The sequence below is a fragment of the Rhodococcus sp. NCIMB 12038 genome, from assembly GCF_002165735.1.
Lineage (GTDB): Bacteria > Actinomycetota > Actinomycetes > Mycobacteriales > Mycobacteriaceae > Rhodococcus_F.
This window is the reverse complement of sequence record NZ_NHML01000033.1, coordinates 62,879-76,018: the sequence shown is the minus strand read 5'-3', so window position 1 is coordinate 76,018 and position 13,140 is coordinate 62,879. Positions and strand designations below refer to the sequence as shown.

The following is a 13,140-nucleotide window of genomic DNA, read 5'->3' as shown; positions in this document are numbered from 1 at the left end:
CAGGTTCCTGACATACCATCGACAACCGTGCCCGATGCTCTGACAACTTCCGTCTCCGATCCCGAAGTCTCTTCGCCGCCTGCTCGCCAGGACCGGCGGAGCGAGTACCGGACCGCTCGTCTGATCGCCATCGTCACCGGCCTCATCGGATTCGTGCTGGCAGTGGCCACGCCGTTCATGCCGGTGCAGCAGACGACCGCAGCGGTGAACTGGCCGGAGAACGGCGTCGTCGGCGACCTCGAGGCACCGCTGGTGTCGCAGGTCCCGATCGACCTGGCGGCGACGATCCCGTGTTCGGCGGTAGCCGGGCTGCCCGCGCAGGGCGGGATCCTGCTGGCCACGGCGCCCGCGCAGGGCGAGGGTGCCGCGCTGAACGCGATGTTCGTGCGGGTGTCGGACAAGTCCGTGGACGTGCTCGACCGCAACGTCACCATCGCGACGGCGCCGCGCGCGCAGGTGCAGTCGGGCGCCTGCAGCGAGATCCGCATCACATCGAACATCGACGCGACATCCGCCGAATTCGTGGGCCTGACCACCCCGACCGGCGACCCGATCGCCGGTTCCCTCACCGGCGACCTCCGCCCGCAGGTGGTGGGCGTGTTCAGCGACCTCCGCGACGGGGCGGCTCCTGCCGGTCTGTCGTTCACGATGAACGTGGACTCCCGGTTCTCGTCGAGCCCCACGCTGATCAAGCTGGTCGCGATGATCGTGGCCCTCCTCGCCACGGCGATCGCCCTGGTCGCCCTCGGCCGCCTCGACGGCACGGACGGGCGCGGGCACCGCAACTTCCTGCCTTCGCACTGGTGGAAGTTCACCGGACTCGACACGATCGTCGTGGGCACGCTGGTGCTGTGGCACTTCATCGGCGCGAACACGTCCGACGACGGCTATCTGCTCACCATGGCCCGGGTCTCCGACCACGCCGGCTACATGGCCAACTACTTCCGCTGGTTCGGTGTCCCCGAGGCGCCGTTCGGCTGGTATTACGACGTCCTCGCCGCGATGGCCAAGATCTCGACGGCCAGCCCGTTCATGCGACTGCCCGCCCTCATCGCCGGGATCCTGTGCTGGATGGTGATCAGCCGGGAGGTCGCTCCGCGCCTCGGCCGGTCGGTCCGGCGCAACAAGGTGGCGCTGTGGACCGGCGGACTCGTGTTCCTCGCGTTCTGGCTGCCCTACAACAACGGTCTGCGGCCCGAGCCCATCGTGGCGCTCGGCGCCCTGCTCACGTGGTGCTCCATCGAGCGTTCCATCGCGACCGGACGTCTCCTCCCCGCGGCCGTCGCCGTCCTGATCGGCGCATTCACTCTCGCGGCCGCTCCCACGGGCCTGATGTGTGTGGCCGCCCTGCTCGCCGGCGCCCGCCCGCTCATCCGGATCATCGTCAAACGTCACCGCCAGGTGGGGACGCTGCCGCTGCTCGCGCCGATCGCGGCGGCGGGAACGATCGTCCTCGTGGTCGTGTTCGCCGACCAGACCGTCGCCGCGGTGATGGAGGCCACCCGGGTTCGCACCCTGATCGGCCCGAACCTCGAGTGGTACAAGGACTTCCTGCGCTACTACTACCTGTTCGTCCCAACCGTCGACGGTTCCGTCGCCCGCCGCTTCGCGTTCCTGACGATGATCCTGTGCCTGCTGACGACACTGTTCATCCTGTTGCGCCGCAGGCGGATTCCCGGTGCCGCCACCGGACCGTCGTGGCGCCTGCTCGGCGTCGTGTTCGGCACGATCTTCTTCATGATGTTCAACCCCACCAAGTGGACCCACCACTTCGGGGCGTACGCGGGCATCGCCGGTTCACTGGCCGCACTCACCGCCGTCGCGGTGTCGGCGTCCGCGCTGCGCTCGCGCCGCAACCGGACGATCTTCCTGGCCGGACTGTTGCTCATGCTGGCGTTGACGTTCGCAGGCATCAACGGTTACTGGTACGTCTCGAGCTACGGCGTGCCGTGGTTCGACAAGACCGTCTCCATCGGCGGCCGCCAGTCCAACACGTTCTTCCTCGTCCTGTTCGGGCTGGCCGTCGCCCTTGCCGCATGGCAGTACCTGCGTGAGGGATTCGCCGCGCCACCCGTCCGCGCGAACACCGAGAAGGGCAGGCGGATCAGGAAATTCGCGGCCGCCCCGCTCACCGTCATCGCAGGCATCATGGTGCTGTTCGAAGTCCTCTCCCTACTCAAGGGCGCCGTCTCCCAGTACCCGGCGTACTCGCTGGCCCGCTCCAACTTCGACTCCCTCACCGGGCAGACGTGCGGGCTCGCCGAGGACGTCCTCGTCGAGGGCGACACCAACAGCGGAAACCTCACGCCCATCAACGATCCCGCAGCGCCGCTGGCGAACCCCGCCGACCCGCTCGGCGGAGCGAACCCCGTCGGCTTCTCCCCCAACGGGGTTCCGTCCGACCTGACCGCCGACTACGTCGAGGTCAAGCAGGGCATGGGTAACACCGACAACCAGAGCGTCGGGCCCAGCTTCGAGACCGGATCGAGCGCCGGAACCAGCGGCGGCACCGGAAATGTCGGCGTCAACGGCAGCACCGCCAAGCTGCCGTTCGGGCTCAACCCGGCCACGACCCCCGTCATGGGCAGCTACCAGGAAGGCGTGCAAGAACCGGCGACGCTGTCGTCCAGCTGGTACGCCCTCCCCGAGCGCAGCGACGACACCCCGCTGATCGTCATGTCCGCCGCGGGCCGCATCTGGTCGGTCGACCCGACCGGCGCCCTCACGTACGGGCAGTCGCTGCTGCTCGAATACGGCAAGCGTCAGCCCGACGGCACCGTCCAGGCCCAGGGCACCTACCTGCCCAAGGACATCGGGCCCGCGCCGTCGTGGCGCAACCTGCGCGTGCCGATCAGCGAACTGTCCCCCGACGCCGACTCCGTGCGGATCGTCGCCAACGACCCCAACCTCACCGGCGACCAGTGGCTGGCGTTCACCCCGCCGCGGGTCCCGAAGCTCGAGACCCTGAACTCGACGATCGGCAGTTCGCAGCCCGTGCTGCTGGACTGGGCCGTCGGACTGCAGTTCCCGTGCCAGCGTCCGTTCGACCACCAGTACGGGGTCGCGGAGATGCCGAACTACCGCATCCTCCCCGACCGTCCGCTGGCCGTCAGCTCCACCGACACCTGGCAGTCCGCGGAGAACGGTGGCCCCCTCGGCTTCACCGAACTGCTCGCCAGCGCCACCGCCATCCCCACGTACATGCGGGACGACTGGGGACGCGACTGGGGCTCCCTCGAGCGCTTCGACCGGTACTACCCGGACGCCACTGCGGCCACCGTCGACACCGAGACCGCCACCCGGTCCGGTCTGTGGAAGCCGGGCACCCTGCGGGTGTACCCCACCCCGTAGCGGGCCCGGGGGCGGAGTTGTCCACAACTTTCCGTCCATCCACAGGCCAATTTCCGACCTGGGCTTTTCGGCAGCGGGCCGCTGCGCCCAGGGCAGGCTCGAACCCATGCGAAGTGGAAGCTGGGCCGAAGACCTCCCTGGGACAGCCGCTGTCGGCCGCGACGGAGTAGTCCGCGTCGCTGCCCTCGAGCGGCTGGGCGTCGCGAGGGGCACGATCGCCGCACGCTGCCGCGCCGGTGGTCCCTGGCAGCGGATCCTCCCCGGCGTCGTCCTTATGCACGACGGGCCACCGACGACGCTGCAGCGCAACCTGGCGGCGCTCGAATACGGCGGCCCGGACGCGCTCCTGTCGGGTCTCGCCGCGCTGGCCGCGTTCGGGTACCCGGCGTCGTCGTCCCGGAACGACGTGCTGCTGCTCATCCCGTCCACCCGGCATCGCCGGGACTGGTCGTATGTGAAGGTCGAGCGGACGCGGCACCTGCCCGCACCCGTCCACCGGGGGCTTCTGCGCCTCGCTCCGCCGCCGCGCTGCCTTCTGGACGCCGGACGTCGCACGCTCACGGCCGAGCCCTGTCACGCGCTCCTGGCGGAAGGCATCCGGCGCGGCGACGTGACGGTAGACGAACTGGTCCGTGAACTCGCACACGGCAGCGACCGCGGAAACCACCTGCCCCGGGCCGTCCTGCGTGAACTGACCGAAGACGCGCATTCCGTCGCCCGGGTCCACGCGCAGAATCTGTATGCGACGAGCGGGCTTCCGCCGATGCGGCACGACGTCGACGTGCTGTCCGCGGCCGGGCTGTGGGTCGCCCGACCCGACGGCTGGCTCGACGACGTCGCCGTCGCCTGGGAGATCGACTCGCCGAAGTACCACTTCTCGCCCGAACTACACGAGGCGACGAGGACGCGGCGGGCCCGGATGCAACGTGAGGGAATCGTCGTCGTGACGCACCTGCAGGAGCAGATCCGGACCGACCCGTCGACCGTTCTCGCCGACCTGCGCGCCGCGTACACGCTGGCCGCGTCGCGTCCCCGGCCGCCGGTGTTCGTGCACACCGAAACGCACCTGCGGTCGGCATGACCGCCGACCGCAGGTGCGGAAACGAACTACAGCGGCATCGAACTACAGCGGCATCGAACTACAGCGGCATCAGGTCGTGCTTGCGCGGGTTGCGCTGCACCGTCTTGTCGCGCAGCATCGTCAGCGCCTTGCGGATCTCGAGCCGGGTGGTGGCGGGCTCGATGACGGCGTCGATGTATCCGCGCTCCGCGGCGATGTACGGCGTCGCGATGTTCTCGTTGTAGAAGTTGATCAGCTGCCTGCGGACGGCGGGCGCGTTCTCGCCCGCTGCCTCGATCTGCCTACGACCGATCAGGTCGACGGCACCCTCGGCGCCCATCACCGCGATGCGGGCGGTCGGCCACGCGAAGTTGATGTCGGCGCCCAACTGCTTCGAGCCCATGACGGCGTAGGCGCCGCCGTAGGCCTTGCGGATCACGACGGTCACCTTCGGCACCGTCGCCGTCACGAACGCGAAGATGAACCGGCCACCGCGCTTGATGACACCGATCCGCTCCTGCTCGAGCCCGGGAAGGAACCCCGGGGTGTCGACCGCGAACACCAGCGGGATGTCGAAGGCGTCACAGATGCGGATGAAATGCGCGGCCTTGTCCGACGCCTGGGCGTCCAGCGCACCCGCCGCCACCAGCGGCTGGTTCGCGATCACCCCGACCGTGCTGCCGTCGACGCGGGCGAAGCCGGTGATGATGTTCAGCGCCACCTGCCCGCCGATCTCGTGGAACTCGCCGTCGTCGAAGATCCGCAGCAGGATGTCGTGCATGTCGTAACCGGCGTTGTCGGCGTCCGGGATGAACGTGTCCAGATCACGGTCGGAGTCCGTGATCTCCGGCTCGAGACCAGGATTGACGACCGGCGGCTTCTCCATGCAACTCGACGGCAGGAAGCTCAGGTACTTGCGCACCCACTCGAACGCGGCCTTCTCGTCGGGCGCCACGTGATGCAGGTTGCCGTACTGGGCCTGGTTCCGGGCACCACCGAGTTCGTCGAGGCTGACGTCCTCGCCGGTGATCTTCCGGACCACCTCGGGCCCGGTGACGAACATGTACGACTCCTCGGTGGCCACCAGCACGTCGGTGTTGATCGGCGCGTACACCGCACCGCCCGCGCACTTGCCGAGAATCATCGAGATCTGCGGGCACATGCCCGACAGCGGCTCCTGCCTACGGCCCAGTTCCGCGTACCAGGCGAGCGACGTCACCGCATCCTGCACCCGGGCTCCGCCGGAGTCGTTGATGCCGACACAGGGGCAGCCGATCTTCGCGGCGAACTCCATGATCGCGGCGACCTTGCGGCCGAACATCTCGCCGACCGAACCACCGAACACGGTCTGATCGTGCGAGAACACCGCGACCGGGCGTCCCTCGACGGTCCCGTGGCCGGTGACGACGCCGTCGCTGTACAGCGCGTTCGGGTCACCGGGCTGGCGCATCAGACCGCCGACCTCGATGAAACTTCCCGGGTCGAGCAGCATGTCGATGCGTTCGCGCGCGCTCGGAATGCCCTTCTTCGCGCGTTTGGCAATAGCCTGCTCGCCCGCGGGTTCCTTCGCCGTTTCCAGCTTTTCGCGCAGTTCGGCAAGCTTCTCTGCGGTCGTGGTGGTCACTGATGCGCTCCGGTTCCGGCGGCCTGGATCGCCGCCAGCTTCTTGGTGAGGTCGGCACCGACCTTCGCGATGTACGGCTCGTCGACGATCTGGATGTGATCGCCGCCCACGTGGATGATCTCCAGGTTCGTCACCGCGTCGCCCCAGCCGCCGTCCGGCTTCCGGGTCTTGAACGCGGGCTCCAGGTTCATCACGTCGTCGTGGTAGCGGTCGGCCATGTACAGGACGACGTCGCCGTCGTACTGCTCGAGTTCGGCAGTCTGGATGGCCCGGTTGTCGAGCCACGACGTGCGCTGGTGCTCGATGATTCCGCCCGGAATCTTGGTGCCACTCAGCTTGAGCAGTTCCGTGAGGATCTTGATCTGCTCTTCGTCGCTTTCCGCCGCCGCGAGCTTGTCGTACGGCAGCGGGTAGTCCACGTTGTACGTCTTCTTCGCGAACGCCGCGTACCGCTGCCAGCGCTTACGGATCTCGTCGGGGGTGTCCTCGACCTTCTCCCCGGCCATGACCGTGTCGATCAGGCCGACGATCCGGACGTCCGCGCCCGACTCGCGCAGCAGCTTCGCCACCGCGTACGCCAGCACACCGCCCAGCGACCAGCCGTACAGCACGTACGGTCCGTCACCCTGGATCTCGCGAATCAACGGCAGGTACTCCGCCGCCCGCACGTCGATCGGACCCTCGGTGCGCTCGAACCCGTACATCGGCGTGCCCTCGGGCAGACGCTTCAGCAGCGGCTCGTACGCGACCGTCGACCCACCGGCCGGGTGGAACACGAACACGGGGACGGCGTCGGATCCCTCCGGGCGAGCCCGAAGCGCGCGGACCAGCCCGTCGATCTTGCCGGAATCCTCGAGGAAACCGCGCACCACATTGGCCAGTTCCTCGATGGTGGTGGAATCCAGGACGTCGTCGAACGTGATCTCACCGTTCGCGCGTTCCGACAACCGGGCGGCCAGCTTCTCCGCCGTGTCGTCGTTCAGGATCGGCAGCGTGTTGAAGATGCCCTTGGCGGACTCGCCGGTGACGACGGCCCACGTGGCGAACGTCAGACGCTCGGCGGCGTCACGCGGCGGCACGTCCGTGCCGGTCGCCTCGGCGAACGCTTCCTTGCTGTCCACAGCGGCTTCCTCGGGCGCAGCCTGCGGGACATCGGGCGCAGCCTGCGGGACATCGGGAGCAGCCTCCGGCTGCGGGACCGGGGTGGCCTCGATGATCGCCTCGGCCTCCGCCTCCACGGACGTGTTCTCGGCATCGAGCGAAGCCTCCGAAGCTGCCGCGGCGTCACGGTCGGCCTCCGAAGCATCAGCGGCCTCCGCGGCCTCCTCCGCTTCCTTCTCGGCCTTCTGCTTGTCCGCCAGCGCCTGCACCTCTTCGCGGTTCTCGACCGCGTAGCGCAGGTATTTGCCGACCTCCATCAGGTTCGCGTCGCGGACCGCCTGCAGCTGCAACTGCGGGATGTCGAACTCGTACTCGACGCGGTTCTTGATGCGGACGGCCATCAGCGAATCGAGGCCCAGCTCGATGAGCGGGATCTCGGCGGGCAGGTCCTCGGGGGCGTAACCCATGGACTCGGCGACGATCAGCGCGAGACGGTCTTCGAGGGTCTGCGAACCGTTCGGGTCCCACTTCTCGCCGATGTCCTCGACGACCTCGGGCAGCTCCTCCACCGGCGACGCCACTTGCACCGGCGCTGCGACTACGGGCTCGGGCAGTGCGTCCCCGGACGTGACGGCGGCGTCGAACAGCAGCGTGAAGTTCGCGCCGCTCTTCGCGTGCACCTGCAGCGACGCGCCACCCGGATGCGGGTTGAGCGTGGTGGTGAGCGTTCCCTCGGCGGGCGCGTGGGCGTGCAGGACGGACGCGGCGAGCGTCACGTCCGACAGCACCTGCGACGCGGCGGCGGTGACCAGTGCGGGCAGGTCGGTGACCGCGCCGGCCTGGACCTCCCACACGTGGCGGCCGTCGGGCAGCGACACGTGCGCACCCGGAACCCGGGTGTTGCCACTCGAGTCGATCCGGGTCTCCACCCAGTACGGCTTGCGGATCCACGCGGTGCGCGGAACGGCCGCGAAGTCGCCCTCGGGGAGCAGCGAGGACAGGTCGACGGCGTGCCCGTGGACGTACAGCTGCGCGAGCGCGGCGAGAACACCGAGCGGCTCGTCCTCCTTGCGCTTGAGCGTCTGGATGAGCTGCATGTCGTGCAGGCCGGCGTCGAACGCGGTGGCGGCCACGGACATCAGGGCCACCGGGTTGGGTGCCAGCTCCACGAACGTGGTGTGCCCGCTGCCGACGGCGAGGCGGACGGCGTTGGTGAAGTACACGCTGTGGCGCAGACCCTTGGTCCAGTACTCCTCGCGGTGGATCGGCTCGTGGCCTGCGCGGTAGTAGGTGTCCTGGTCGACGGAGGAGTACACGCCCAGCTTCAGCTTGGTCGGTTCGATGCCCGCCAGTTCCGCGGCCAGTTCGCCCAGCAGCGGGTCGACCTGCGAGGTGTGGCTGGCGCCCTTCGTCTTGAGGACGCGGGCCAGCTTCTCCTCGCCCTCGGCCCGCGCGACGATGGCGTTGACCTCGGGCTCGGGGCCGCCGATGACGGTGTGCGTCGGGGCCGCGTACACGCAGACCTCGAGGTGCGGGAAATCGGTGAGAACGGTCTCGATCTCGGATGCGCTGTACTCGACGAGCGCCATCAGACGGATGTCGTCGCCCTCGAGCGTGGCTTCGGCCTCACCCATGAGGCGGGACCGCGCGCAGATCACCCGCACCGCGTCCTCGAGCGGCAGACCACCCGAGATGTACGCGGCGGCAGCCTCGCCCATGGAGTGGCCGACGACGGCCTCGGGCTCGGCGCCGTGGTGACGCAGCAGCGCCGCCAGACCGATCTGGATGGTGAAGATGCCGACCTGCGACGTCTCGACGTCGTAGTCGATCGCGTCGTCGAGGAACTTCTCCTTCATGGAGTAGCCGGCCTCGTCCTCGATCAGCGCGTCGACCTCGTCGATGGCCGCGGCGAACACCGGGTTCTCCAGGTACAGCTGCTTGGCCATCTTGCGGTGTTGCGAGCCGAAGCCCGACAGAACCCAGACGGCGCCCTTCGACGACGGCGAATCCGCGGTGAACACACCCTGCCCGGGCTTGCCTGCGGCGACGGCCCGCAGACCGGTGACGGCCTCCGAGCGGGTCTTCGCCAGGACGACGGCCCGCGAGCGGCCGTGGTTGCGGCGCGCGAGAGCGCGGGCGACATCGGCGAGCGGGGTGGTGCTGCCCTCTTCCGTTTCCAGCCAGTCGGCCAGATCGGCGGCGGCCCGGCGGCGACGCGACGGCAGCGCACCGGAGACCGCAAGGACGACCGTCGGCTCGGTCTCGGCGACCGCCACCGCGGCGGGGGCGACCGTGTCGGCGGGCTCGGCGGTGTCGTCGACGGCAGGCCCGGTGTATTCGCGCACGACGACGTGCGCGTTGGTGCCACCGAACCCGAATCCGGACACACCGGCGACGGCCGTCCCCGTGTAGCGCGGCCACGCCGCACCCTCGGGAATGACCTGCAGGTGCGCCTTGTCGAACGCGATGTACGGGTTGGGTCCGGCGAAGTTCAACGTCGGGGGAAGCGTGTCCTCCCGCATCGACAGCACGACCTTGATCAGACCCGCGGCGCCCGCGGCGGCCTCGAGGTGACCGAAGTTGGTCTTGGCCGAACCGAGCAGCGCGGGCTTGTCGTCGGCACGTCCACGACCGACGACGCGTCCGAGCGCGTCCGCCTCGATGGGATCGCCGAGGATGGTGCCGGTACCGTGCGCCTCGATGTAGTCGACGCCTGCCGGGTTGATGCCCGCGTCCCGGTAGGCGTGCCGCAGGACGTCGGCCTGCGCGTCGGGGTTCGGGGCCGCGAGACCGTTGGAGCGGCCGTCCTGGTTGACGGCGCTGCCGGCGATGACGGCGAAGATCTCGTCGCCGTCGCGCTCGGCGTCCTCGAGCCGCTTGAGGACGACGAGCCCGCCGCCCTCGGCGCGGATCATGCCGTCGGCGTCGGAGGAAAACGCCTTGATGCGGCCGTTGGGGGCCATCACACCCAGCTGGTCGAAGCCCAGCGTGGCGGGCGGCGCGACGAGCATGTTGACGCCGCCGGCGAGCGCGAGATCCGATTCACCGGACCGCAGCGAGCGCACCGCCTGGTGCACCGCGACGAGCGACGACGAGCAGGCCGTGTCGAGGGCGATGGACGGTCCGCGGAAGTCGTAGAAGTACGAGACCCGGTTGGCGACGATGGACGTCGACGTGCCGGTCAGCGCGTACGGGTGCGCGTGGACGGGGTCGCTGACCGCGAGCAATTGGTAGTCGTTGGCCGAGCTGCCGATGAACACACCGACCTGCTCACCCTTGAGGTCGCTGGCCGGGATGCGGGCGTGCTCGAGGGCCTCCCACGTCAGTTCCATCGCGAGACGCTGCTGCGGGTCGACGTTCGCGACCTCCAGCGGGGACATCGCGAAGAACTCCGCGTCGAACGTCTTCACGTCGTCGAGGTAGCCGCCCTGCGTGTTGGCCTTCTCCACGGCGGCCTTGATCTGCGGGTCGGAGGTGAACTCCTCCCAGCGGCCCGCGGGCAGGTCGGAGATGCCGTCGCGGCCTTCCGCGAGCATCTGCCACATCTCGGCGGGAGTCTTGCCCGCGCCCGGGAAGCGTGAGGCCAGGCCCACGATCGCGATGTCGTGCGCGTCCGACGTCGCCGCCGACGTGTAGTACGCGGCGTCAGCAGAGTCGTCGGGCTGCTCGGGTTCGCCCTCGATGATGCGAGTGGCCAGCGATGCGATGGTGGGGTGCTGGTAGGCGACCGTCGCGGTGAGCGTGACTCCGACCAGTTCCTCGATCTCGCCGCTGAGTGCGACGGCGTCGCGTGACGACAGACCGAACTCCTCCATCGGGCGGTCGTCGGTGATCTGACCGACCGGTTGCCCGGTTGCGTCGGCAATCCAGTTGCGCAGCCAGTCGCGCAGCTGCGCGACCGTCATGTCACCCGTGCTGGTCCGGTCATCATCTTTTTCAGCCATCAACTCACCAAGCTACCCGTCAGGAAGTGGACTATTCGGAAACGCTGTCGGGGAACGCCGTCTGCGTGTATCCGCCGCGCAGGGTCCCCTCGATGTAGCTCGCCTTGCACGCGCGGCGGGCGATCTTGCCGCTCGACGTACGAGGAATCGAGCCTGCGGGCACCAGCAGGATGTCGCGTGCCGTGACCCCGTGCCTGGTCGACAGCGCGGCACGCACCGTGTCGGCGACGGGCTGCGGGTCGGCCTTGCCGGCACCCGGTGCGCGTTCGGCGACGATCACCAGCTGCTCGGAGGAATCGTCCGCGTCGTAGTTCAGGCCCGAGTGCGTGTTCTCGAACACGACGGCGGGCAGCTGGTTGGCCGGGACGGCGAACGCGGCCACGAAGCCGGGGCGCAGCGCGGTGCTGGCCTCCTGCGCCGAGAACTCGAGGTCCTGCGGGTAGTGGTTGCGACCGTCGACGATCACGAGGTCCTTGACGCGACCCGTGATGAACAGCTCGCCGTCGATGTAGACGCCGTAGTCGCCGGTGCGCATCCAGTTGGCGTCCTCGGACGTACCCTCCGCGTGGCTGCCCTCGGCGAGCCGGTTGGTGAGTTTGTTGTGGAACGTCTCCGCGGTCTCGTCGGTGCGTCCCCAGTAGCCGATGCCGATGTTCTCGCCGTGCAGCCAGATCTCACCGACCCGGTCGTCGGGCTGCTCGATGCGCGACTCGGGGTCGACGATGGCCGCCCACTGGCTGCGCGCGACGTAGCCGCAGGACACCTGCGGGATGGCGTTCTCGGCGTCCTGGTCCACCTTCACGACGCGACCGGCGTTGAGCTCGTCGCGATCGACGTAGATGACGCGGGCCTCGTCCGAGTGCCGGGTGGAGGACACGAACAGCGTGGCCTCGGCCATGCCGTACGAGGGCTTGATCGCCGTCTTCGGCAGGCCGTACGGCGCGAACGCCTCGTTGAACTTGCGCATGGACGACGTGGTGACCGGCTCGCTGCCGTTGATGAGGCCGATCACGTTGCTCAGGTCGAGGCTCTCGCCGCTCTTCGGCAGGCCGCGGGCGGCCGCGTGCTCGAACGCGAAGTTGGGTGCGGCCGCGAACGTGCCCGCACCGTCCGACACCGCGGCCAGTTCCTTGATCCACCGGTACGGCCGCTGCACGAACGCGCGCGGACTCATGATGGTGATGTACTTGCCGCCGAGGGCGGGCAGGATGACGGTCAGCAGCCCCATGTCGTGGAACAGCGGCAGCCAGGTGACGCCGCGCGAGTTCTCGTTGAGCTCGATGGAGTCGACCATTTGCAGTGCATTCGTGCCGACGGCGCGGTGCGTGATCTCCACACCGGCGGGCACCCGGGTCGAGCCGGACGTGTACTGCAGGTACGCGATGTCGTCGAGATCGATCTCGGGGCGCACCCAGGACTCGCCGACGCTGTCGGGGATGGCGTCGACGGCGATGATCCGGGGGCGCTCGGCGGCCGGGAGGGACCGGAAGAACTGTCGAACACCCGCGGCGGAGGAGGTGGCCGTGAGGATGGCGGCAGGCTTGCAGTCACCGAGGACGGCGTGCAGACGGTCGGTGTGGCCGGGTTCGTCGGGGTCGAACAGCGGCACCGAAATCGCTCCGGCGTGGATGGCGGCGAAGAAGGAGATGACGTAGTCGAGACCCTGCGGCGCCAGGACCGCGACACGGTCGCCGGGTTTGGTGACCTGCTGGAGGCGAGCCGCGACGGCACGCAGCCGGTAGCCGAACTGTTCCCAGGTCAGCTCCTGCGCTTCGCCGTCTCTGTCCCGCGAGTAGTCGATGTAGCGGTATGCCAGCTCGTCCGAGTTCTCCCGGGTGTGCCGCTGGACGTAGTCGACCAGCGTGCTTCCCGAGTCGAGCCTGATGTGGCCCTTCTCGTCGATAAAATCATCGAACTTCGCGTTCATTCCATCTCCTCCGAAGCGATCACACAGGCATGCCCCAGCATGACTGCGCCCCAGACTTCCTTCGCCGAATCGGATCTTGTAAAACTCATGGGAAAGGACGTAACACGCCACTCACCCGAATAAGTTCATCGAT

The 13,140-nt window shown here is 68.7% G+C and carries 5 protein-coding genes; 2 read left to right on the top strand and 3 right to left on the bottom strand.

The features are described from left to right. The first annotated feature begins 27 nt into the window (after positions 1-27). The gene (locus CA951_RS34900) at positions 28-3,351 is read left to right on the top strand and encodes an arabinosyltransferase domain-containing protein (protein WP_087561218.1); all 3,324 of its coding nucleotides are present in this window, start codon (positions 28-30) and stop codon (positions 3,349-3,351) included. Between the two features lie 106 nt (positions 3,352-3,457). After that, positions 3,458-4,432, top strand: a complete 975-nt coding sequence (locus tag CA951_RS34895; RefSeq protein WP_087561217.1) for a hypothetical protein — start codon at positions 3,458-3,460, stop codon at positions 4,430-4,432. Between the two features lie 58 nt (positions 4,433-4,490). Here CA951_RS34895 and CA951_RS34890 read toward each other — a convergent pair whose 3' ends face one another. The 3 genes from CA951_RS34890 to fadD32 all read right to left on the bottom strand — a co-directional run bounded on the left by CA951_RS34890 (position 4,491) and on the right by fadD32 (position 13,007). Continuing rightward, positions 4,491-6,035, bottom strand: a complete 1,545-nt coding sequence (locus CA951_RS34890; protein WP_087561216.1) for an acyl-CoA carboxylase subunit beta — start codon at positions 6,033-6,035, stop codon at positions 4,491-4,493. Then, entirely contained in the window at positions 6,032-11,041 is a 5,010-nt protein-coding gene (gene pks13 / locus CA951_RS34885) for a polyketide synthase Pks13 (RefSeq protein WP_087561215.1), read from the bottom strand. The genes CA951_RS34890 and pks13 overlap by 4 nt, the downstream gene beginning before the upstream one ends. A 70-nt stretch (positions 11,042-11,111) precedes the next feature. Continuing rightward, positions 11,112-13,007 (bottom strand): long-chain-fatty-acid--AMP ligase FadD32, encoded by a 1,896-nt coding sequence (fadD32, locus tag CA951_RS34880; RefSeq protein WP_087561214.1) that lies wholly within the window; start codon positions 13,005-13,007, stop codon positions 11,112-11,114. Positions 13,008-13,140 lie beyond the last annotated feature (133 nt).

What these genes read in the sequence shown, in the direction of transcription:
- CA951_RS34895 (WP_087561217.1), top strand. Translation starts at nt 3,458, where the DNA reads ATGCGAAGTGGAAGCTGGGCCGAAGACCTCCCTGGGACAGCCGCTGTC.
- pks13 (WP_087561215.1), bottom strand. Translation starts at nt 11,041, where the DNA reads ATGACGGTCGCGCAGCTGCGCGACTGGCTGCGCAACTGGATTGCCGAC.
- fadD32 (WP_087561214.1), bottom strand. Translation starts at nt 13,007, where the DNA reads ATGAACGCGAAGTTCGATGATTTTATCGACGAGAAGGGCCACATCAGG.